The 21,796-nt window shown below is 48.9% G+C and carries 23 protein-coding genes and 1 tRNA gene; 2 read left to right on the forward strand and 22 right to left on the reverse strand.

Annotated elements, in window-relative coordinates:
• Positions 1-7: 7 nt before the first annotated feature.
• The 6 genes from hslV to sucC form a co-directional block, all read right to left on the reverse strand.
• On the reverse strand, positions 8-550 hold the full coding sequence (gene hslV / locus BN3279_RS20705; protein ID WP_059053561.1) for an ATP-dependent protease subunit HslV: 543 nt from the start codon (positions 548-550) through the stop codon (positions 8-10).
• Between the two features lie 96 nt (positions 551-646).
• On the reverse strand, positions 647-1,969 hold the full coding sequence (gene trmFO / locus BN3279_RS20710; RefSeq protein WP_059053563.1) for a methylenetetrahydrofolate--tRNA-(uracil(54)-C(5))-methyltransferase (FADH(2)-oxidizing) TrmFO: 1,323 nt from the start codon (positions 1,967-1,969) through the stop codon (positions 647-649).
• A gap of 71 nt (positions 1,970-2,040) precedes the next feature.
• Positions 2,041-4,143: a type I DNA topoisomerase gene (topA, locus tag BN3279_RS20715; RefSeq protein WP_059053565.1), complete on the reverse strand. Its 2,103-nt coding sequence runs from the start codon at positions 4,141-4,143 to the stop codon at positions 2,041-2,043.
• An 88-nt stretch (positions 4,144-4,231) separates the two neighbouring features.
• Positions 4,232-5,323 (reverse strand): DNA-processing protein DprA, encoded by a 1,092-nt coding sequence (dprA, locus tag BN3279_RS20720; protein ID WP_059053567.1) that lies wholly within the window; start codon positions 5,321-5,323, stop codon positions 4,232-4,234.
• 141 nt (positions 5,324-5,464) lie between these two features.
• Positions 5,465-6,394, reverse strand: a complete 930-nt coding sequence (sucD, locus tag BN3279_RS20725) for a succinate--CoA ligase subunit alpha (protein WP_059053569.1) — start codon at positions 6,392-6,394, stop codon at positions 5,465-5,467.
• Between the two features lie 36 nt (positions 6,395-6,430).
• Positions 6,431-7,591 (reverse strand): ADP-forming succinate--CoA ligase subunit beta, encoded by a 1,161-nt coding sequence (sucC, locus tag BN3279_RS20730; RefSeq protein WP_059053571.1) that lies wholly within the window; start codon positions 7,589-7,591, stop codon positions 6,431-6,433.
• A gap of 503 nt (positions 7,592-8,094) precedes the next feature.
• Between sucC and BN3279_RS20735 the strand changes: the two genes are divergently transcribed.
• Entirely contained in the window at positions 8,095-9,699 is a 1,605-nt protein-coding gene (locus tag BN3279_RS20735; RefSeq protein ID WP_059053573.1) for a YifB family Mg chelatase-like AAA ATPase, read from the forward strand.
• On the opposite strand, the gene BN3279_RS20740 is transcribed toward BN3279_RS20735, so the two are convergent.
• The 10 genes from BN3279_RS20740 to BN3279_RS20785 form a co-directional block, all read right to left on the reverse strand.
• Entirely contained in the window at positions 9,686-10,438 is a 753-nt protein-coding gene (locus BN3279_RS20740; RefSeq protein ID WP_059053575.1) for a hypothetical protein, read from the reverse strand. The two genes, BN3279_RS20735 and BN3279_RS20740, sit on opposite strands and share 14 nt — an antisense overlap.
• A 155-nt stretch (positions 10,439-10,593) precedes the next feature.
• Positions 10,594-10,986: a YraN family protein gene (locus tag BN3279_RS20745; RefSeq protein ID WP_059053577.1), complete on the reverse strand. Its 393-nt coding sequence runs from the start codon at positions 10,984-10,986 to the stop codon at positions 10,594-10,596.
• Entirely contained in the window at positions 10,979-11,284 is a 306-nt protein-coding gene (locus tag BN3279_RS20750; RefSeq protein ID WP_059053580.1) for an EscU/YscU/HrcU family type III secretion system export apparatus switch protein, read from the reverse strand. Before BN3279_RS20750 ends, BN3279_RS20745 begins: the two co-directional genes overlap by 8 nt.
• Positions 11,281-11,628, reverse strand: coding sequence for a flagellar hook-length control protein FliK (locus BN3279_RS24295; RefSeq protein ID WP_059053582.1), 348 nt, complete (start codon positions 11,626-11,628; stop codon positions 11,281-11,283). The genes BN3279_RS20750 and BN3279_RS24295 overlap by 4 nt, the downstream gene beginning before the upstream one ends.
• Positions 11,618-12,829 (reverse strand): hypothetical protein, encoded by a 1,212-nt coding sequence (locus BN3279_RS20760; protein WP_059053583.1) that lies wholly within the window; start codon positions 12,827-12,829, stop codon positions 11,618-11,620. Before BN3279_RS20760 ends, BN3279_RS24295 begins: the two co-directional genes overlap by 11 nt.
• Positions 12,830-12,898: 69 nt before the next feature.
• Positions 12,899-13,519, reverse strand: coding sequence for a ribonuclease HII (locus BN3279_RS20765; protein WP_059053585.1), 621 nt, complete (start codon positions 13,517-13,519; stop codon positions 12,899-12,901).
• Positions 13,520-13,682: 163 nt separating this feature from the next.
• Positions 13,683-14,546: a ribosome biogenesis GTPase YlqF gene (ylqF, locus tag BN3279_RS20770; protein ID WP_059053587.1), complete on the reverse strand. Its 864-nt coding sequence runs from the start codon at positions 14,544-14,546 to the stop codon at positions 13,683-13,685.
• Positions 14,547-14,590: 44 nt separating this feature from the next.
• Complete coding sequence (gene lepB / locus BN3279_RS20775) at positions 14,591-15,247, reverse strand: signal peptidase I (protein ID WP_089153494.1); 657 nt, start codon at positions 15,245-15,247, stop codon at positions 14,591-14,593.
• Positions 15,248-15,337: 90 nt separating this feature from the next.
• Positions 15,338-15,682 (reverse strand): 50S ribosomal protein L19, encoded by a 345-nt coding sequence (gene rplS / locus BN3279_RS20780; protein WP_059053589.1) that lies wholly within the window; start codon positions 15,680-15,682, stop codon positions 15,338-15,340.
• A 308-nt stretch (positions 15,683-15,990) separates the two neighbouring features.
• Positions 15,991-16,251: a hypothetical protein gene (locus tag BN3279_RS20785; protein ID WP_059054610.1), complete on the reverse strand. Its 261-nt coding sequence runs from the start codon at positions 16,249-16,251 to the stop codon at positions 15,991-15,993.
• Positions 16,252-16,460: 209 nt separating this feature from the next.
• Between BN3279_RS20785 and BN3279_RS20790 the strand changes: the two genes are divergently transcribed.
• Positions 16,461-16,534, forward strand: a tRNA-Pro gene (locus tag BN3279_RS20790).
• Between the two features lie 90 nt (positions 16,535-16,624).
• Here BN3279_RS20790 and BN3279_RS20795 read toward each other — a convergent pair.
• The 6 genes from BN3279_RS20795 to BN3279_RS24300 all read right to left on the reverse strand — a co-directional run bounded on the left by BN3279_RS20795 (position 16,625) and on the right by BN3279_RS24300 (position 21,758).
• Positions 16,625-17,875 carry an AAA family ATPase gene (locus tag BN3279_RS20795; protein WP_059054612.1) on the reverse strand — a complete coding sequence of 417 codons (1,251 nt, stop codon included), beginning with the start codon at positions 17,873-17,875 and terminating at the stop codon, positions 16,625-16,627.
• A 47-nt stretch (positions 17,876-17,922) separates the two neighbouring features.
• Positions 17,923-19,383, reverse strand: a complete 1,461-nt coding sequence (locus BN3279_RS20800) for an RtcB family protein (RefSeq protein ID WP_059053590.1) — start codon at positions 19,381-19,383, stop codon at positions 17,923-17,925.
• A gap of 455 nt (positions 19,384-19,838) precedes the next feature.
• A complete protein-coding gene (locus BN3279_RS20805; RefSeq protein ID WP_059053592.1) occupies positions 19,839-20,351 on the reverse strand; it encodes a DUF4275 family protein in 513 nt (170 codons plus the stop codon).
• Positions 20,352-20,396: 45 nt separating this feature from the next.
• Entirely contained in the window at positions 20,397-20,879 is a 483-nt protein-coding gene (locus BN3279_RS20810) for a DUF6933 domain-containing protein (RefSeq protein ID WP_059053594.1), read from the reverse strand.
• Between the two features lie 18 nt (positions 20,880-20,897).
• Positions 20,898-21,425 carry a GNAT family N-acetyltransferase gene (locus tag BN3279_RS20815; protein WP_059053596.1) on the reverse strand — a complete coding sequence of 176 codons (528 nt, stop codon included), beginning with the start codon at positions 21,423-21,425 and terminating at the stop codon, positions 20,898-20,900.
• Between the two features lie 30 nt (positions 21,426-21,455).
• A complete protein-coding gene (locus tag BN3279_RS24300) occupies positions 21,456-21,758 on the reverse strand; it encodes a hypothetical protein (RefSeq protein ID WP_059053598.1) in 303 nt (100 codons plus the stop codon).
• Positions 21,759-21,796 lie beyond the last annotated feature (38 nt).

Consider the following 21,796-nt stretch of genomic DNA (forward strand, 5'->3'; position numbering starts at 1 on the left):
CCTAAGATCATAATTCTTCTACAATGATGTTCCCGTTGGTGTACACGCAAATCTCTGAAGCAACCTCCAGCGAGGCGCGCGCCATTTCCTTCGCTTCCATGCCTGTGGCATGTCGCTTTAGCGCACGAGCTGCCGATAGTGCAAAATTACCACCTGAGCCGATAGCAAGAATCTCATCGTCAGGTTCAATGATTTCACCGTTACCGGAAATTAATAGCATACCGGTCTTATCCATAACTATCATAAGAGCCTCTAATTTGCGCAGCACGCGGTCTTGCCGCCAATCCTTGGCTAATTCCACCGCAGCCCTTTGCAAACTGCCGTGATGTTCTTCCAGCTTGCCTTCAAATTTCTCGAACAGCGTAATGGCATCGGCAACCGAGCCGGCAAATCCGGCAATCACCTGACCCCGGTACAAGCGACGCACCTTCTTGGCCGTCTGCTTCATAATTACATTTTGCCCAAATGTGACTTGCCCGTCTCCGGCTATCGCTCCCTGACCGTTATGACGCACGGCGCAAATCGTTGTGGCGTGAAAAGTCATGTCCATGGCTATGCCTTCCTTTCATCAGCGCTCATTCTATGTTATGAAATAGCTTATTGTCAGCATAACCTTTTTGCCTTATAGATTGCAAAAAAACGGTTGTTAGTCCAACCGTTTTTCTGCAATAAAGGATGTTAAGCTTTGTAACGCACGCCTCGCGAGCGCTTCGTTCTTCTCCGCTTTTTTGCGGTAACGGGTATCCAACTTCGGGAATAGTCCAAAGTTAGCATTCATCGGCTGAAAGTGTTCAAAATCGGCTGTGGTTATATAACGAGCCATGCTTCCCAGGGTTGTATCTTCCGGGAAGACGATCCCCTCTGTCTCGGTGGCAGCTCTAGCTGCGTTAATGCCCGCAATCAGGCCCGATGCCGCAGACTCGACATATCCCTCCACCCCGGTCATTTGACCGGCAAAGAACAAGGTCGGTCGCTCTTTTAGCTGATATGTCGGGGAAAGCAGCTTGGGCGAATTGATAAATGTATTGCGATGCATGACACCGTAACGGACAAATTCAGCATTCTCCAATCCTGGAATCATGGAGAAGACCCGTTTTTGCTCTCCCCATTTCAGATGAGTCTGGAACCCCACCAGATTGTACAGTGTGCCCGCAGCATTGTCCTGACGCAGTTGAACAACCGCATGAGGAAGCTTGCCTGTATGGGGATTCATCAAGCCAACAGGCTTCATGGGACCAAATAACGCCGTCTGCTTCCCGCGTCGCATCATAATCTCAATCGGCATACAGCCTTCAAAATAGATCTCTTTCTCAAACTCCTTCAATTCGGCAACCTCTGCCGTAATTAAAGCATCATAGAAAGCATCAAACTCTTCTTCCGTCATCGGACAATTCAGATAAGCAGCTTCACCCTTATCGTAACGCGATGCCAGATATACTTTACTCATATCAATTGATTCCTTCTCCACGATAGGAGCAGCGGCATCATAGAAATAGAAATAGTCCTCACCGGTCAAACGGCGAATTTGCTCTCCTAACGCCGGAGAAGTCAATGGGCCTGTAGCAATGACTACAATGCCCTCCTGCGGAATTTCAGTGATCTCTTCGTTCCGCACCTCAATGAGCGGATGCTCGCGCAAAGTTCTGGTAATCTCTCCCGAGAACCCGTCCCGATCAACGGCAAGTGCTCCGCCCGCGGGAACCGCATGACGATCAGCCGCTCCGAGCACCAGCGAATCAAGCATCCGCATCTCTTCCTTGAGAACCCCGACCGCATTGGTTAGCCCATTGGCACGCAGCGAGTTGCTGCATACCAATTCAGCAAACTGATCGGTATGATGAGCCGGGGTCTTGACGACGGGCCGCATCTCATACAGCACAACAGGGATGCCACGGCTAGCAATCTGCCAAGCCGCCTCACTCCCAGCCAGACCCGCCCCGATCACGGTAATCTTATCTTTAGTTGTCAACTTTAATCCTCCCTACACTACCCATGAAGTATCTCTAAGCTGCCGGAGCCTACCTGCACTCCCCAGGATTTTTACTCATCTGCACCATCATCGTTCTCTTCAACTTCTTCCACGTAGTCACAAGCGGTACAACGCAGTTTGACACCTTGCTTGTTACGCTTCTCAATCATCAAAGAGCTACATTTAGGGCATGGCTTCGGCGATGGTCTATCCCAGGATACGAAGTCGCACTCCGGATAGCGGTCACAGCCATAGAAGACCCGTCCTTTCTTGCTGCGACGCTCCACCACATGACCTTCCTTACAGGTGGGACATGGAACGCCGATATCCTTGACGATGGGCTTCGTATTGCGACAATCCGGAAAACCTGAGCACGCCAGAAACTTACCAAAGCGCCCCAGCTTGTAAACCATAGGCTTGCCGCATTTTTCGCAGATTTCGTCGGAGACCTCATCCTCGATCTCAATTTCCTTCATCTCTTCTTCAGCCACTTGAAGCCGCTTCTCGAAGGACTCATAGAACTCGCCAAGCACTCGGACCCAATCCTCGGCCCCTTCTTCTACATGGTCAAGGTCTTCCTCCATATGAGCTGTAAATTCCACATTCAATATTTCAGGGAAAAATTGCTCCATCTGCTCGATAATGAGTTCCCCTAGTTCCGTAGGCATAAACTTCTTATCTTCAATAGCAACGTACCCACGCTTTTGAATCGTCTCTAACGTTGGTGCATACGTACTTGGACGCCCGATACCAAGCTCCTCCAGTGTTTTAACCAGACGGGCTTCGGTATAGCGTGGAGGTGGTTGGGTGAAATGCTGCTTGGGATCAATGGCTTCCTTCTTAAGCTTATCCCCCGATTTTAATGGCGGCAAAAATTTATCGTCTTCATTGGCTTTCCCGTCATCATTGCCTTCCACATACACCTTCATGAAGCCGGGGAAACGAATTTTCGAGCCTACGGCACGAAATGTAGCTTCACCAGCGGCAATGTCCACTGACATCGTATCCAGCACGGCAGAAGACATCTGACTTGCCATAAACCGATCCCACACCAACTTGTACAAGCGATATTGATCCCGGCTGGTGAATTCCTTCACGGATTCAGGATCACGCAATGCCGAGGTCGGACGAATGGCTTCATGGGCATCCTGTGCCCCGGCAGCCTTCTTCACATACTGTCGCGGAGTCTCAGGCGCATAGGCATCTCCGTATTTCCCGACAATATATTCCTTCGCCTCTTCCTGAGCCGACGCAGCGATCCGCGTGGAGTCTGTACGCATGTAGGTGATCAAACCGACGGTACCCTCTTTGCCGAGGTCCACCCCTTCATACAATTGCTGAGCTACGGACATCGTCTTGGCCGCACGGAAATTAAGCTTACGCGCAGCCTCCTGTTGCAGGGAACTCGTGGTAAAAGGAGCTGCCGGATGGCGAAGACGCTCCTTCTCCTTCACATCAGCTACGCTGAATTTAGCCTTTTCAATGGCGCTCAGAATTTGCTGGACTTGTTCTTCACTCTTCAGTTCCAGCTTCTGGCCATGGAGTTGATGGAACTTCGCTTCAAAGGCACTGTCTCCCGTCTTCAACTTAGCCGTAATGCTCCAGTATTCTTCCGGAACAAATGCAGAGATCTCATTCTCACGATCCAGAATAATTTTGACCGCTACGGACTGTACCCGTCCGGCAGACAAGCCCTTTTTGACCTTCTTCCATAACAGAGGGCTGATTTTGTAACCTACAAGACGATCCAGGATACGTCTCGCCTGCTGCGCGTTAACAAGATCCATATTGATTTTGCGCGGCGTTTTGAAGGCATCCTTGACGGCTTGCTTAGTAATTTCATTAAATACAACGCGGCATGTTTCCGTTTTATCCATGTCAAGGACATGGGCCAGATGCCAGGCAATGGCTTCCCCTTCACGATCCGGGTCAGCCGCCAGATAAATTTTCTTCACTTTTTTACTGGCGTCTTTTAATTCCTTTAGTACGGAACCCTTACCACGGATCGTAATATACTTCGGACTGAAGTCGTTCTCTACTTCAACCCCAATTTGACTCTTGGGCAAATCGCGAACATGCCCCATTGAGGCTTTCACGATGAATTTGCTGCCTAGGTATTTACCAATCGTTTTCGCCTTTGCAGGCGACTCCACGATGACGAGTGAATCCGCCACAGGTTCGTCCTCCTCTCAAACAATACAAAGCTTCTAATAGATGATACGCATATAGTCATATATTGGGCCACTCTCAGTTAGGAATGGACTATATTAGTTGATAAACGACGCCGGGTAACTGCACCACCGTTTTTTTCATGATTAAAGATAACAGAACTGAATGCAAAAGTCCAAAATCCCACCCGGTCCGAACGAGCAGTTCGTCAAAACCCAGCGTTCCCTGCTCCAACATATGGTATATGCGGCGCTCCTCATCTGTCAACTCGTTTTCTGTTACCGCTTCCCTGACAGACTCTCCCACAGACGGTAAAAATGATTCATACTCCTCTAAAATGTCACTCGCATCTGTCACGATCTTGGCCCCTTGTTTGAGCAATGCCAATGTTCCTCGGCTTTTGGGTGAAGTGATTGGACCTGGCACAGCAAATACGTCGCGGTTAGCCTCCAAAGCCAAGTCGGCCGTTATAAGCGACCCACTGCGCGCATCGGCTTCAACCACCACCGTCCCTCGTGCAATTCCGGCGATAATCCGGTTGCGCTGGGGGAACATACCCGGATGCCCTGGCGTTCCGGGAGGATACTCGGAGACGACGAGGCCCTGCTCCACAATGCGCCGATACAGTGACGTATGCTCCGAAGGATAAGGTACATCGATGGCGGTACCCAGCACAGCAATGGTTGGCCCTGCGGCCAGCAAGGCTGCTTCATGGCACACACCGTCAATGCCCCGAGCCAGCCCGCTTACAATGCTGATTCCCCGTGATGCCAGCTCCTCCGTCAGCATGGATGCAACCTTCCTTCCATAAGCTGTAGGCACACGTGTACCAACCAAGGCTACAGACAGACTATGTAGCAGCTTCGATTCTCCTTTGGCATAGAGCACCCAGGGAGGACGCATCGTTTCCTTCAATAGTAAGGGGTATTCCGCATCAAGCCGGGTAATGACCTCAATATCTTTTTGTTCAAGCTGTTCCCTCCGGGCTTCGATCCAGTCCCTTGACCACTCGCTGCACAGCTTCATAGCCAGTTCCAGATCCAAGCCACGTTCCAACCAATCCGATGAGTTAAATTGCAAGGCATGCTCCCATCCCCCTAATGGATGATTAATGATACATTGCAATGTGGCAAAGCCAATTCCAGGAAAGGCGTGCAGTCCTGCCAAAATCCATTTCTTCTCCATAGACTTCCTCCGTATCCGTCCCATAAAACAACAAAAAGCAACCCTCTGCCCATAGGCGTAGAAGGTTGCTTACCTTGCATTAAGAGGTATTAAATTCTCGAACTACCTCTAAGAGACATTTTTCTTGCATTATAGCAAAGCTTAGTTTGTCGTGCAAAGATTTAAGAGGCCGCGTTCCTCCAGAACGCTAACCAGCGTCGCTCCCATTTCCGAGGGGGTTGGGGCTACCTTAATCCCGCAAGCCTCAAGCTTGGCGATTTTCTCCTTGGCCGTCCCCTTGCCTCCCGATATAATAGCACCGGCATGGCCCATCCGCTTGCCTGGAGGCGCTGTTACACCGCCGATAAAGCCCACGACTGGCTTCGTCATGTTCTGCTCAATCCATTCGGCAGCCTCTTCCTCAGCCGTACCTCCAATTTCACCAATCATGATAACCGCATGGGTGTCTTCATCGTCATTGAAACGACGTAAAATATCAATGAATTCAGAGCCCTTGACCGGGTCCCCACCAATGCCGACAGCAGAGGATTGCCCGATGCCACGAGTTGTCAATTGATGAACTGCTTCATAGGTCAGCGTGCCGCTTCGCGAAACAACACCAATATGTCCAGGAAGATGAATGTAACCCGGCATAATACCGATTTTGCATTCCCCCGGAGTAATGACACCTGGACAGTTCGGACCAATCAGGATCGTACTTTTTCCTTCCATATAACGCTTGACCTTAACCATGTCGAGCACCGGAATACCTTCCGTGATGCATATGACAAGCTCCAGCTCTGCTTCCACAGCCTCAAGAATGGAGTCCGCCGCAAAGGCAGGAGGTACATAGATCACGGTCGCTGTCGCACCCGTAGCTTCCTTAGCTTCCAGCACCGTATTGAACACCGGCAGGCTAACTACTTCTCCCGTCTCCAAGGTAATATCAACCTGGGTACCGCCCTTGCCTGGCGAGGTTCCGCCAACCATCTGTGTCCCGTAATCCAAGGCCCCTTTAGCATGGAACAATGCTGTTTTCCCCGTAATTCCCTGGGTAATGACCTTCGTATTTTTATCGACCAAAATACTCATATTTCGAGCCTCCCCTTCATGGATAGGTGAATGACTTCAGGATACAAGTGCAACTATTTTCTGGGCACCGTCCGCCATTGAGCCCGCCGCAACAATAGGCAAACCGGAGTCGGCCAAAATCTGCTTGCCGAGTTCCACATTTGTCCCTTCCAGACGCACAACCAGCGGACGGTCCAATTCAACTTGACGTGCCGCTTCAACGATGCCTGAAGCAATCACGTCACATCTCATGATGCCGCCAAATATGTTCACGAAAATCCCCTTCACCTGAGCATCGGACAAGATGATCTTGAAGGCCTCAGTCACCTTCTCTGCCGTGGCTCCACCACCTACATCCAGGAAGTTGGCGGGATCTCCGCCGTAGTATTTAATGATATCCATCGTCGCCATGGCCAGGCCCGCTCCATTGACCATACAGCCGATATTGCCATCTAGTGAAATGTAGCTCAAATCAAACTTGGATGCCTCGATCTCCTTCTCGTCCTCCTCAGTTAAATCCCGCAGGGACAAGATATCCTTATGACGGAACAGCGCATTAGAATCAAAGTTCAGCTTGGCATCCAGCGCCAGCACATTGCCATCGCCTGTTACAACGAGGGGATTAATCTCTGCGATAGAGCAATCTTTATCGACAAAGGCCTCATAGAGAGCAAGCATAAATTGTACCGTTTTTCCGACCAGTTCAGACGGAATATGGATGTTGTAAGCCAAGCGCCGAGCCTGATAAGGTTGTAAGCCAATAGCCGGATCAATAACTTCCTTGAATATTTTCTCTGGTGTGGATGCGGCCACCTCTTCAATCTCCGTACCGCCTTCTTCCGACGCCATCATGGTTACCCGGCCGGTTACACGGTCGATGACTACCCCAACGTAGTACTCTTTTTTAATGTCACAGCCTTGCTCGATCAGCAGCCGCTTAATCTCTTTGCCTTCAGGACCCGTCTGATGCGTAACCAGTACCTTTCCAAGCAGCTCACTGGCATACGCCCGAACTTCCTCCAGGCCCTTGGCCACCTTTACTCCTCCAGCCTTGCCCCGTCCTCCGGCATGAATCTGTGCCTTCACGACCACAACCGGAGTCCCTAGCGCTACCGCCGCCTCCACGGCTTCATCCACCGTAAAAGCCACTCTTCCCTCAGGAACGGCCACGCCGTACTGCTTCAGGACTTCTTTTCCTTGATATTCATGGATATTCATGGGTAAAAATCCTCCTATCAACAGGCGGTATTAGAGAGTTCAAACCGAGATCATTGTACCACTTTTTTAAAACGCTTACCTTAAAAAGTTCATTATTTATACACAACTTTTTTATATGGTTTTCATCTCATTTTGAGATGAATCAATAAATGAAAGGTTAGAAATTGTGCGGGTCCTCCCTATTTCATGCAAGCGCTTTTAATTATTGATTTTATCCTTAATCTTAAGTATTGTACCTTGGGCCAGTTATTTTGTTTTTCCTGACAGAATACGACAAAATATCTCAATATGAGATGAATGAAGCCTATTTCAACTTTTTTAATAAAGCTACTATTCTTGTGATATATTTGATTGTTCTGAAACTTAAGTCCACGATACCTTGACAATTTTACAATGGAATCCTAAAATACATATTATTTAGTTGACCGGAAAATAAGGAGGCACCTTTTTCCAAATCCGCTTTGTAATTGTGCGGTAATTTGTGGAAAGAGGTGCTTTTTGCGATGTATGGAAAATTGCACAGTGCGTGCTTGTACGGTATTGATGGAGTTGTGATTGAGGTAGAAGTGGATTTGGCTAATGGAATTCCCCAAACGCATATCGTGGGACTTCCTGACTCTGCCGTTCGGGAAGCGGTAGATCGGGTGCGGGCAGCGATCAAGAACTGTGGGTACCGCTTCCCCCTCCAGCGGGTGACTATTAATTTAGCTCCTGCGGATTTAAGAAAGGAAGGCGCTGCCTTTGACCTGGCCATCGCCCTGGCCCTACTTACGGCGAGCGATCAAGTCAGACTGCCTGCGGATGAACGTATCCTGATCATTGGCGAATTATCGCTCGATGGCCAGCTTCGCTCAGTGCCTGGTGTCTTATCGATGGTGGACCGGGCACGAAGGGAAGGCTTCCACTCTGTTCTGCTTCCACGCGAAAATGCCAAGGAGGCCCTATTACTAGGAGGAATTCGAGTATATGGCATCTCGCATCTGAATGAACTGAACCCTGGGGGTGATGGCTCTAAGAGGGAAGAAAGTGATATGAGTTGTCATCCCCGGCAAGGAGAGGGACAGCCCTTGCTCTTGGCTACACTAAAACATCTTGAGGTTGAGTCTGGAGCGAGCTCCAGCACCTCTGCTGCCCTGGTGCCTCCGCTTGATTATAGCGATGTTGTGGGCCAGCGCCATATCAAACGTGCGTTGACTATTGCTGCCGCGGGCTTTCATAATATTGTGCTGATCGGCCCACCGGGAACAGGTAAGACCATGTTGATTCAAAGGCTACCGTCGATCCTTCCCCCTCTGAGCCCGGAGGAATCGCTAGAGGTCACCAAAATCTACAGTTCGGCAGGCAAGCTGAACCATCATGGACATGGCTTAATTTCCGTCCGGCCCTTTCGCTCCCCCCATCACACGATCTCATCGGGAGGTCTGATTGGTGGAGGCAGCATTCCCAAGCCCGGTGAGGTGAGTTTGGCCCATCACGGCGTTCTCTTTCTTGACGAGTTGCCCGAATTCTCCAGGCAGGTACTGGAGGTGCTTCGTCAGCCACTGGAGGAACGCAAGGTGACAATTAGCCGCTCCCGTGCTGCATTTACTTTCCCGGCCCACTTTTTACTTGGGGGTTCTTTAAATCCTTGCCCGTGCGGATTTTTTGGTTCAGAGCCACCCCTGCCAGCGTGTAGTTGCACGCCTTGGCGCATCGCTCAGTACCGGGAGAAGCTCTCGGGCCCACTGCTGGATCGTATCGATATGCAGGTGGAAGTGCCAAGACCGCAACAATGGCAGGAGGATACCCAGCCCCTAAGCTCTGCTGATATGCGGAAACAGGTGCTTAGTGCAGAACGAATACAGCGCCAGCGTTACAAGGGCCTCTCAATCTCTCGTAATAGCGAGCTCTCTGGCAGCCTGCTCAAAAGGTTTGCCCCGCTGGAGCCGGATGCCGCCAAGCTATTGCAAGCCGGGTTCGAATCACTTGGGCTGAGTCTACGGGCCTGCGACCGTATCATTAAGCTCGCCCGCACCATTGCCGATCTGAACGGGCAAGAACAGATCCGTGCTGAACATATTGCCGAGGCCATTCAATACCGCCAGCTCGACCAGCTTACCACTCATTAACGGCGTACAGTACGACTCCTACAATCTGCTTATATAATTCCGAGGATAGCTGCTCGTACTTCTCGGATAGATTTTTATCCCGCGCCATTCCCCAGGGGGAATCATTCCAAGAGCCCATGCCCCCAAAGACATCTGCAGAGCTGGCCGCGTAAAACATGTTCAAATGCTTCTGAGGCAAGGGAATTTCAATACCGGAGGCTTTGGGCGATTCTCCCGTTAGCACCTGCTCTGCTTGACGGAACAAATAGCCGAAATTGTCACACTCAATATCGTCAGCCAATTGGGCAATTTCACGAAGCACCTTGGCAAAATTCTCTGTATTGTCTGGGAAAACAGGCTTTTCTTGCTGCGGGTTCTCCCAGCGATTCTCAACATAATGGATGTCCCATCCCTTTTTGCCGGTATTAAATGTCCACGTTGGCATTAAATACGTGACTTCCCCATCCTTGTAAAAGCAAGTCAGCAGGTTACGGCGCGCACCGGCAAAAGCGAGTAAATGCCGATCCTGCACCTCGGCAGGGGTCAAAAATTTCACCTCTGTAAGCTTGCGTTTGAGGGCTTGTTTATACCATTCCTCCACGTTGTTGAATGGACTTCTCACTGCCTTGTCCTTGTGAAGACAATCGAAGGTCACGGAATGCTCGTAGGAGGTCATCTTGTAATTTATTTTGCTCTTTTGCTTCAGTGCTTGCTTCGTGCTGGCTACAAGACTACTGATTTGATACATTTCTCCGTTCATCTCTTCAAAGCTCCCCTCTCCGTACGATAGTGATCAGGAATAACTGTATACTACATCAAGTCCGTGGCACAAGGCACTGAAGAATGAACGGGCTAGGACTACAAGGGGAATGATTCCCACTGAAGTCCTAGCCCGTATGTATTCAATGTCCGGGCTTAGAAGGCCGCCTGGATATGCTCCAGTTCCATTTTACCAATCCGATCAAAGGTAACGGCAATGACATCAAAACGAACTTGAGCATCCGATTGCCCGGTCTGATGCAAATACACCGCTGCAGTGCTGCGAACCTGAGTGATTTTACGAGGAGTCACCGCCTCTAGAGCCGTTCCAAACCCAGCAGCCCTGCTACTACGACTCCGCACTTCAACGATAATCGTCCAGCTTCCTTGCCGGGCAATCAGATCAATCTCCCCGGAACGACAGCGCCAGTTGCGCTCCACGATCGTGTAGCCAAGGGTGAGCAGATGCTCAGCGGCTGCCAGTTCCGCGCGGCGCCCCCGCTCTTTTCGCTCATCTCCCGGAGTTCTTTTGCTATATGGGTTATTCAAGGAACAACTCTCTTTCCATCATTTTATCGGAACGATATATAAATGTTAAAATTTCTGCGACCAGATCATACAGCTCGGCTGGAATTTGCTGATCCAGATCCAGCTTGGATAGCACCTCAACCAGAGCGGCATCCTCTTGAACAGGAATCCCATGTTCCCGAGCTGTCTCCAGAATACGCTCTGCCAGCAGTCCCTTACCCTTGGCAGCCACGATAGGGGACTCTCCCTGACCAGGATCATATTTCAAAGCAACCGCTTTTTTGAAAGCCAATTCAGGCTCTTTTGCCTCTTCACTCATACCCGGTAATCCACCCCTTTGTAGGGACTTGGCGCATAGGACAGCGGCAGGCTGAAATCCGTCGTCTCCCCTTCTTCTGTCTCAGGTGAGATTAGCGGCTCCGCCTTCAGCGAAAGAAGCTTGTAGCCCGCCCCGGCTAGTGCCGTCTCAATCTCGTCATGACGAGATTCCAGGAATACACCGGTAACTTCCTTCTCGCTGTATAGCTTAAGCAGCACCTTCTTATCGGCAACCTGCACGTCGACCATAATTTGACCCAGTGCTTGCATTTGCAAATCGAACCATAGCCGGCAGTTAGCCGGGTCCAATTCGCCCTTGCGACCGCGGCGGGATTCAATATGCACCGCGGCAGTCTGTTGCCCATCGGGACCGATGAAGGGCAGGAACATCGTGACCTGCGCGAACGGAGCGGTCCGATCGGTATTTAGCAGCAACTGCTGTCCGGTCAGTTGCATCACCAGTTGCCGGGCCGCCTCTTGCAAAGGCGGCGGCAGTTCGCTTGAGGCCATCACTTGCAGCAGAAGGCCCTTCAAGCTCTCCTGCGCAGCCGTGCTGGCGGTGCCCGCCTCCCTGCTGCGGGCCACTGGCTCCCCGGCCCGCTGTCCCACCGGCCATGCTCTCCTCCGTCATGGCCGAACCCAGTGCAAGCAGCAACGTTTGCAGCCTGCCCGCTAGCTCGGCAGGGGCCCCCGCATTTCCGGCAGATATTCCCGCCGTCAGCGCTTGTCCCCCAGCCCCGCCTGCAGGCAAGCCGCCTTGCTGCGCTAACTGCACCAGCCCTGCCGCCTGATTCGGCTGAGCTGTACTACTGGACACCGCACTCCCCGCCGCCGAAGAGGAGGAAGCTCCTGTACCGGCTCCAGGTAGCGGTGGCTGGCTGGCTGGTGCTCCTTCAGTAGTGCCAGTGGCAGCCTTTCCGGCCGCAGCCCCTTGACTCCCGCTCTCTGATTGACGCAGGAAAGCCCCTAACTGCTCCTCCAGCGAAGACAACAGTAGATGAAGTGGAGGGCCAAAAATAGCTTGATGTAACCCGGCAATCGATTCGCCGGTAATCGGCAGGCCTCGGCTAAAGGCAATCCCCGCAGCCTGTACCCACTCCGACAAAGGCACACCCGCTGGTCTTTGACCTGACACCTGTTGCAGCAATAATACATTATCCTTCGTCAAGGGCAACCCGCTCTTCTGCATCAATTGCAGCAGCTCGCGATTAGCCGGGGTATTCTCCAAGCCTAAGGATTCCAACGTCTTGGTAAGGGAAGCAGCCGATAACACGGTATTCGCTGCTGTCTCCATGGGTTTTAGTACCGGCAATCCCCCTTGAGCCTCGGGCTGGACCTGAAGCAACGTCGTTTCCCCCGGACGAAGCGGAGTTTCCAGAGCTGCGTGCAGCTTCACACCCTGAACCTGAATCACCGCATCCTGCCCATCCTCTGATACGGACAACACCGTTCCACGGACCACCTGCCCCGTTCTTAATTCCAGGGACTTGGGCTCCCCAGTCCTTACATCTCCCATCATGCTGCGCAGCAGCGGTCCGATATTCATAACTTCCCCTCCTCCTATAACCTGATATGGAAAACCCGCCTCCTGCGAGAGCGGGTCAATGACACGGGTCTAGAACAACGTCTGCTCTTCTTCCGCAAGCAGGTTTCGCATAAAGCTTCTGCGGTGCAGCGGCGTGGGTCCAAGGGCTAAAATCTGCTCACGATGAAATTTGGTCCCATAACCCTTATGTATGGCAATACCGTACTCAGGATACTTCGCATCCCATTCCCCTTGACATAGCCGATCTCGCGTTACTTTGGCGATAATGGAGGCTGCGGCAATCGACTGACTGGTCGCATCTCCTTTAATAACCGACAATTGGGGGAGCGGAACATCCACCTTCTCGGCATCAATCAACAGGAAATCTGCCGGAACTGCCAGCCCTTCTACTGCTTGCTTCATGGCCAGCCGAGTGGCTTGCTTGATATTAATTCGGTCGATGGTCGCCGCATCCACATAACCAATCCCTACGGCCAACGCTTCCTCCATAATGATATCGTATAATTGATCTCGTTTTTTAGCGCTTAGCTTCTTAGAATCATTGACTTCCTGGAGCACGAGTTGCTGGGGCAAAATGACCGCTGCGGCCACCACATCTCCAAACAAGCAACCTCTTCCCACTTCGTCAATGCCAGCAATATGCTGATAGGAAGCTCCATATTCCCGTTCATATTTCAACAAGTCTTCCATAATGCCTCCTTCAAACCTCCACCGTGGAACTTGCCTATAAGCTACTCCAAACTGATGGAAGTCACCACCATGGCCTTATCCCTTATTATCGGCTTTCTGCCTTGGATTCTATAGTACATCCTGTGAAAAAAATAGCCCTCGGCGAGAGGCCGACGGCTATTTCTTAATAAGGTGCTTCCAGCGAATATCTGCCCAGCTTACCGGCCCTGAGCTCACGAAGCAGGATTTGCGATGCCTTCTCCAAGTCCACGCGTCCACCGCTCATGATGCAACCGCGCTTACGCCCGACTGCCTCCATCACGGCAACAATTTCATCAGAATCCTCATAGTCCTGCGGCTCTTCAGCCAGCTCAAAACGAGCTTGAAATGGTTCCCAATAATAACGGACGAGATATTTGACCGCAAAAAAAGCGATATCTTCCACATTCAGAATCTCTTCTTTAATGGCTCCTGTCACGGCCAACCGGTAACCTACGTTTTGATCCTCGAATTTGGGCCATAGAATACCCGGCGTGTCCAGTAATTCCATCTCCGTACCGACCTTAATCCATTGCTGTCCCTTGGTTACACCAGGACGATCACCCGTAGCGGCTATTTTCCGGCCAGCCAGCCCGTTAATCAGGGTCGACTTACCTACGTTAGGAATCCCTACAATGAGAGCCCGCACCGCCCGGGGATTAATTCCTTTGGAGATTTGCTTCTCGATCTTATCCTTGAACAGTTCCTTCGCCAAGCGAGGAATTTCCTTTAAGCCTTGTCCGCTGGAAGCGTCCGCTTCCACAGCCATATGGCCCTCTTGCTTGAAATGTTCGATCCACTGCTTCGTCACAAGCGGATCAGCCAAATCTGCTTTGTTCAGCACGATCAAGCGTGGCTTGCCCTGCAAAATCTCATCAATCATCGGATTACGACTGGATACAGGCAGCCGAGCGTCCAGCAGTTCTATCACCACATCGATCAGCTTCAATTTATCCTGAATTTGCCGGCGTGCCTTGGTCATATGACCGGGAAACCATTGTATTGCCATATTTGTCACCTCATATTTCCATGAACGCGCCTTTATTTCACCTTTTAATGCCGAATGAATTTAAAATCGCTTAGCGGCCAAAATACCATGTCGGCTCGGCCCACAATTTCACTATAGCTAACATAACCGATTCTCCGGCTATCCGTGCTGTTCGATCGATTATCCCCCAGCACAAATACATAACCCTCGGGTACGGTTCCATCAGGAACGTCCTGGTTCGGGAAGTTCGCTTCTATATTATATAACTCATTATTCTTATGTTTCTCATCAACGACGTCTTTAATGTACGTCTCGTCCACGATTTGTCCATTTACCGTTACCGTATCCCCTTCTACCTGCACAGTATCTCCGGGAACGCCTATCACACGTTTGATAAAATCACGACCCTCCAGCGGTACATGGAACACGATCACTTCCCCAGGCTTGGGATCGCGGATATCATATATGATTTTGTTAACGATAATACGTTCACTCGTGTGAAAATTCGGCTGCATGGACGGACCATCCACGATAAACGGTGCAAAGAACAGCCAACGGATCAAGAGAACCAGCACCACAGCGATGACAATGGCCTTTAGCCATTCCAGTATCTCGCTTTTTTCATTCTTATCCTTATGTACTGTTCCCGGTCCTTCCGGTTGCCCCATCTGTCCAAACGACTGCGATTGCTCCGAATAGTGCTGCTCTCCCTGTTTCTCCATGGGTCGCGGCCTCCCTTATCCCTCACAAATGGGTAAATGGAAAAAGTAAAGGGGCTTGAATATACAAGCCCCTCCTGTTCGTTAATTGAATTAACGACGCACTTCTTTAATTCTCGCTGCTTTACCGCGAAGTTCACGAAGATAATACAACTTCGCACGACGCACTTTACCACGGCGAGCCACTTCGATTTTATCGAGTTTCGGGGAATTAAGCGGGAAAGTTCTTTCCACACCTACACCATTCGAAATTTTACGAACTGTAAAAGTTTCGCTGATTCCGCCGCCACGACGCTTAATAACAACACCTTCAAACAATTGGACACGTTCACGAGTTCCCTCAATAACCTTAACGAACACTTTCAAAGTGTCCCCAGGGCGAAAACTCGGAATATCCTTGCGAAGTTGTTCTTGCGTAATCGCTTGTACGATATTCATCTATGACTCCCTCCTTCCACTCAGGTGTTCATGCCTCTTCCGGAGAAATCTCAGTGTTCTCCTTCATCATCCGCAGCGGACCACCGAATTCACAACAAACTGAATTTTATCATAAATCCCCGGACATAGCAAGAAATTTTAGCGATCTGATTGCAATGCCACAGGCGTTTAAAGAGGTGTAAAAAGTCGGCCTTTTAACCTCCCTAACCTCCCGGAAGGAACGCTCTATTTTCTTTCCATCAAAAGAAATAGACCGCCCCCGAGGAAAGGTTTCGGTCTTATTTCTTAGAGGTACGGATTACAGCAAGTTAGATCAAGGCAATGGCCAACAGCGTAAACAAGCTGAGCGTCAAAATCTGCTCTCCAGCAGGAGACGGTCCATAACCGTATCCATAACCATATGGGGGAACAAACGCTGACGTTTTAACTCGTCCGCTTCCGCCTGAGACTTTCAGATAAACATTTTCCCGGTCTACATTAACAACGGTCCCCTCGTACACATTGCCATCGCGGCACATGACACGTACTCTCTTGTTCATACAGTACATACAATTATAATAAATTTCCACCATTACGAGCTCCCCTTCCTTTGCAAGCTAATGCATAGTATGAGAAGCGTGGACGAACGGTATAGGCTGATGTAACAGATAGGTGACTACAACGTTAGCCCAAAAATTCAGCTATAGCTAATAATGTGGATGACTCACTACATATTGCAGGCTTGCTAGCGTATACATTATAATGAACATAACTAGAGTTACGTTGGCAGTCACAATATCGGGGTATGGCGCAGTCAGGTAGCGCGCACCCTTGGGGTGGGTGAGGCCGTGGGTTCGAATCCCGCTACTCCGATTCCTATTTTCAAATAAATGACCACTTCTTGTGTGATGAAGAAGTGGTCATTTTTGTTGTTAAGTGTTATCTCTATATCGCTCCAGCCTTTCAAAAGAAACCAACCCGGCCCTGACCCGGCTGCTCCAGCCACTGGTGCTTATGGCTCTTGTCCAGTTCCCCCCGCATGCCCTGAATCAGCTTGGCAATATCCACACGTCCTTGCTGATGCCATTCAAGCGCCGCACTTACATACACCTCGCCAAGTTGAGCCAGTGAGAAAGATTCAGTATGACGCGCTGCTTCCTGCGTTCCTTCTGCTCCAGCAAACAAATCAAATCCCCGTTGCTTGAGATATTGCTCGCGCAATGCTTCACTTGGCATGGTAATCTCATAAGCACGGTCAAACCGCCCGGCCCGGTTCATGAGTCCCGGATCAATTTTCTCGGGATAATTCGTGGTGCCAATTAAGAAGATACCTTCCTTGGAGGTTGCACCATCCAGCGTGTTTAAGAAGAAGGAACGAACGCCTTCAGGCATGGAATCGATGTCCTCAATAATGAGGACCATTGGAGCCAGCCGTTTGGCTGATTCGAACACCTCTCGTACAGATTCACTCGTCGTATACTCGGTAATTTGCCAGTAGGCTGACGGACCAGGCACACTTCCGGCGATCGATTTTACCAAGGTTGTTTTACCATTACCCGGATGTCCATACAGTAGAATCCCCCGCTTGTAGGGGATATCAAACTGGCGGTAAAATGTGCGATCCTCCTCAAAGAACTGATCCAACGCACCAAAGATATCCTGCTTGATCTGTTCCGAGAGTACCACCTGATCCCGGGTAACTGCACGGGTAATCGCTTCGCCTTGACGTTCGATACCATTCCGGGTATCGGTGAAGACGGTCACCCGCTTCATATTTTGCTGCCGTTCACGCTCACGCACCGTGCTTAAGAATTGCTTCATTTGCTCTTCACTGGCGGCAAATACGAAATCTTCCGTATAGATGCCATTCGAGCGGAAGAAGGGAATTCTCGCCAGGGCGACCCCCCATTTGGGATAGGCGAACACATTATTGCGTAACGAATATTGCATTCCGTACGTAGGTACATCGCCCTCATCGTCATAGTGGAACGTGCGAAGCTCCAGGTCCTCAAAGACCCGAGCCACTAGCTCCACATTCTCGCTCTCCGACCGAAGATCCTCCTCCAGAAGACTCCAATATTCATTGTTTGGATCATCGCTGGCAAATAGCTCATAACGTATCCCGTAGCGGGAATAAATCGCCTCAATAATACCGCTAATTAAATGGGCATAGGTAGCATAACCTTCAATTGGCTCCACGGAATTAGGCTTCATTGCGTAAATGGAAGAGATACTTTGTATTTTATTTAGATTTTGTAATGTCATGACTTGGCCCCCTTCACGGCAGCAAGCGGCTTGCATTTAGCGACAACCTGTGCCAGCCCTGCTCCGGTCACACTTTCAATAATTTCATCCACATTTTTGTACGCTTGCGGCGACTCATCCAGGATGGATTCCAGCGAACGCTGGTTAACAACAATTTCATCTTCGGTTCCTACGCGGAGTGCAGCTTCAAAGTCTTCAACCTTCACCAAGCGTTTGGTTGCTGTACGTGAGCGGATGCGACCTGCTCCATGGCAAATGGAATAATAATTGTCTGCCCCTTCTGGCTGCCCCACCATAATATAGGAAGCGGTCCCCATCGAACCGGGAATGAGTGCCGGGTGTCCGGTAGCCATATATGGCTTCGGATTACCGGTATGTCCAGCCGGCAACGCCCGCGTTGCTCCTTTGCGATGCACGAACACCCCGCCATGCTGCGGATGTTGTTCTTCCCAGGCATAATTGTGCATCAAGTCGTACAACGTGCTAAATTCGCATTTTGGCCCAAACACTTCGCGGAAAGCTTCGCGCATGGCATAGGCAATCAGATGGCGGTTCGTCACCGCGAAGTTCAGTGCAGAGTACATCATGTTCACATAATGTCTGCCTTCTGCATGCTCCAAGGGAGCAAAGACCAGCTTGGGATCAGAGGTCCCCCATCCGTGGCGCTGCATCACCTTAAGGATGGCTGATGAGCTCATTTGACTAACATATCCGCCCCAGGCTCGCGAACCAGAATGAATCATGACAACGATCTGGCCGTCATACAACCCCCATGCTTCTGCAATACTCCGGTTCTCCTCGGCAATTTCAATCGCCTGAATCTCGGCAAAGTGGTTACCGCCTCCCAGCGTGCCAAGCTGTCTATGTGCCCGGTGCCAGGTCATATCCGGCACAAGATCCAGCACACTTTCATCAAAAGCAAATTTGCTGCTCTCCACATGAGTTAATGAGGTGGATTTTTTGGGAGTATAGCTGTCCGGGATATATTTCTTAGGCAGTCCGTGCAGTCCTTTGCGTACAATATGTTCCAGCCGAATATCGGAATAATGTCCACGCTGATTGGCCTCCATCGGCAACACCTTTTCAATGGCCTTGACCAATTTACGCCGCAGCTTTACGTCTTTAAGATCATCCTTATGCAGGTTGGTCATATGCACCCGCATGCCGCAGCCGATATCACTGCCTACAATGCTGGGAGATACATACCCGCTTTGCGCATCCCATACGGCCGTCGTGCCGATACAAGTACCCACACCGACATGCACGTCTGGTGTATAGCTCATATAGCGAATATCCGGAATTTGCAAATTGTTGTTTGCCATTTCAAATACCTTGTAATCCAGAGATGAGAATAACTGTTGTGCTGCATAAACCGTCAGATCGCCAGAGGGCAGCTTCACCTCATGACGAAAGGCACCTTGTTCATTTAATGATGTTCCATATATTTGAGTATTCATAAATTATTAATTAATCCTTTCTTAATCCATTTCATAAAGTGTACATATCCTGCTCGAAGTCATATCTCGGCTCATAGAACACAAAAAAGCCATGGGCCAGCTCGCCCATGACTTCTTCGCTTTAAACATTTTCATGCAGAAGAACTCGCTGCCAGCTACCTGACAGCCGCTCCTTCTATAGCCATAGCTGTAAAGTGACCTATCAAGGAATATCACAACTATCCCGTAATAAGTCACCTTCTCTCCTATGTCTCCCGTATGAGGCTGAAGAAACGATGAGCAGTATATGAAATTGCATTTACACCAAAACTAAGCGACCGAGCAGCATAAACTACCATCATTGCCTTCAACCTCCCTTCATTTAATGTAACTCATCTTAAGCCAAGTCCTTTTTCCATGTCAACCCTTTTATTGGGAAATAGGATGTAAGACCTATATATTCTTGCTAGAGGATCTCACTCCCAATCAACCGGTTTGTAAAAATACGGTCCGCATGTTGATTCATGGGTATGAACATAGGTCCAGTTAAAATGCTTGTCAAATACATAAATATCTTGTTCAGAATCAAAGTCTCCAGCAACCACATTGTTGGCATTACTATAATGCAGAAGCAGGGGAGAATTTTGATACATCACGTATAGCTCCGCTTTAGCTTCAGCATCAAAGGCTTCCCTTGCCTCAGCTTCTCTCAAGCAGGATTGCTTTTCATAACTGAAAATATGCCACTTAAACTGGTCATAGTAAATAGCCTCTTTATCTTCATCACTGATATGTTGGGCAAACGTATTTTCCCATAATTCTATAATCTCTTGATCCCCTTCATATATTTCTGTACTGACTACTCCCTTTTCAAGCAGATTCTTTCTGAACAAATAGTTCTTGTGGATAAACTCAAGTGACCAATATACTCTTTGCAGCTCCTCGTCGGGTAACTGGTCTAACATCTCGATGATTTGTTTTTTAATCATAAATGCTCCCTCCAAAATTGAACTGTCTGACAAGTTCTTTGTAGGTTAGTTATACCTCTGTTCAATTTCTTTTTTAAACACGTTTATAGGTTTTTCATAGGATATTGGTTTATAGATCATTTTATTTAACCAGGCACTAAGATCATATGTGCTATCAAAAATCACATTATCAGAGTATAGGGTCATCTCTGTCATCGTCCCGATTACACTCCTACTATCCGTCTTTGCAATTTTTATATCTCCTGCCTCCAAGAAATATTGATCTATTAAGCTCTTACTCACACCCTCTAACATTAAGTATTCTTTGAGTTGTGTGATGAATTCCTCTTGAAGTTTTCTGGCGTGAGAACTCCTTATGCCACCGATTACTAGGCATAATCGACTGGAGTCATTAACAAAAATGATATACTTTTTTCTGAGTTGCAGAATATTTACATGCCAACTAAATAGTGAATCCGCCTCTTCAAGTTCAACTGGGGATACTTTCATGTCCTTTAGAAGCTTTTGAGTGAATTTAAGTGCTAGCATTTTATTCGCTCCCTTTAATCATTCTGTATATTCATTCTCCAAAATGGAAAATAAATAGGAATCATGAAATTTCCCTTTAGTCCATAGGTGTTCTCTTAAATGGCCTTCCTTCTTCATGCCAATCTTGCTTAAAACATTCGCTGATCCAATATTACCTGGACGACATGTTGCATAAACTCGATGTACCTTGAATTTTTCAAACGCTAACTTTAATAATGCTTTTGAGGCTTCACTTGCGTATCCTTTTCTCCAGTATTCCGGATTGAAGCAATACCCGATTTCCGCGTTTAACTCTTTAATATAAATTCCACATCCGCCTATTAACTGATTGCTATCTTTCAATAAAACGGCAAATTCAAAGTCGGTTCGGTCCACTGCTCGTTGGTTTTCAATTTGTTGTTTCACATATGATTTTGTTTCATCTTCATCGTTGGGTCCCCAAATCATATGCTCTGTCACCTTAGGGTTAGACGCATACACATGGATATGAACCCAATCCTCCATTACGAGATCCCGAATAATTAATCTTGAGGTTTCAATGTACATCCCAAAGTCTCCTTACGAGTCATTCATGTTTTAAAGATTTTGCGATAATTCAAAAAAATTCTCAACAATGGCCAAGTTATCTTCTACTGATGCTCTTCCGTCTACTTCAATTAATTTCAAACCCCTGCTATGTACTTCACTTTTGATAAATTTAGCAAACTGAATATCCCGATTCATCCAATTTTCAAAAGATTGGTCTGGATCTTGACATTTGTCCATTATTGAATGAATCCAGTCCCGTTTCGAATATTGCTCCATTTGAAAATCTGAAGTTGGAACGATCCACACACCATGATTAACATGGGGGAGATACTGAAAAACAAGCTCCGGCAATAACGCAACTCCTTGATAATCCCTTAATTTTGTTCATT

This window comes from Paenibacillus senegalimassiliensis, from assembly GCF_001486585.1.
GTDB classification, from domain to species: Bacteria; Bacillota; Bacilli; order Paenibacillales; family Paenibacillaceae; genus Fontibacillus; species Fontibacillus senegalimassiliensis.

Bases quoted from the DNA above. Each gene is read 5' to 3' on its own strand.
- hslV (WP_059053561.1), bottom strand. From the start codon at position 550: ATGGACATGACTTTTCACGCCACAACGATTTGCGCCGTGCGTCATAAC.
- dprA (WP_059053567.1), bottom strand. From the start codon at position 5,323: ATGGAGAAGAAATGGATTTTGGCAGGACTGCACGCCTTTCCTGGAATT.
- sucD (WP_059053569.1), bottom strand. From the start codon at position 6,394: ATGAGTATTTTGGTCGATAAAAATACGAAGGTCATTACCCAGGGAATT.
- sucC (WP_059053571.1), bottom strand. From the start codon at position 7,591: ATGAATATCCATGAATATCAAGGAAAAGAAGTCCTGAAGCAGTACGGC.
- BN3279_RS20735 (WP_059053573.1), top strand. From the start codon at position 8,095: ATGTATGGAAAATTGCACAGTGCGTGCTTGTACGGTATTGATGGAGTT.
- BN3279_RS20740 (WP_059053575.1), bottom strand. From the start codon at position 10,438: ATGAACGGAGAAATGTATCAAATCAGTAGTCTTGTAGCCAGCACGAAG.
- BN3279_RS20750 (WP_059053580.1), bottom strand. From the start codon at position 11,284: ATGAGTGAAGAGGCAAAAGAGCCTGAATTGGCTTTCAAAAAAGCGGTT.
- BN3279_RS20760 (WP_059053583.1), bottom strand. From the start codon at position 12,829: ATGAATATCGGACCGCTGCTGCGCAGCATGATGGGAGATGTAAGGACT.
- BN3279_RS20765 (WP_059053585.1), bottom strand. From the start codon at position 13,519: ATGGAAGACTTGTTGAAATATGAACGGGAATATGGAGCTTCCTATCAG.
- ylqF (WP_059053587.1), bottom strand. From the start codon at position 14,546: ATGGCAATACAATGGTTTCCCGGTCATATGACCAAGGCACGCCGGCAA.
- lepB (WP_089153494.1), bottom strand. From the start codon at position 15,247: ATGGAGAAACAGGGAGAGCAGCACTATTCGGAGCAATCGCAGTCGTTT.
- rplS (WP_059053589.1), bottom strand. From the start codon at position 15,682: ATGAATATCGTACAAGCGATTACGCAAGAACAACTTCGCAAGGATATT.
- BN3279_RS20795 (WP_059054612.1), bottom strand. From the start codon at position 17,875: ATGAAGCCTAATTCCGTGGAGCCAATTGAAGGTTATGCTACCTATGCC.
- BN3279_RS20800 (WP_059053590.1), bottom strand. From the start codon at position 19,383: ATGAATACTCAAATATATGGAACATCATTAAATGAACAAGGTGCCTTT.
- BN3279_RS20805 (WP_059053592.1), bottom strand. From the start codon at position 20,351: ATGATTAAAAAACAAATCATCGAGATGTTAGACCAGTTACCCGACGAG.
- BN3279_RS20810 (WP_059053594.1), bottom strand. From the start codon at position 20,879: ATGCTAGCACTTAAATTCACTCAAAAGCTTCTAAAGGACATGAAAGTA.
- BN3279_RS20815 (WP_059053596.1), bottom strand. From the start codon at position 21,425: ATGTACATTGAAACCTCAAGATTAATTATTCGGGATCTCGTAATGGAG.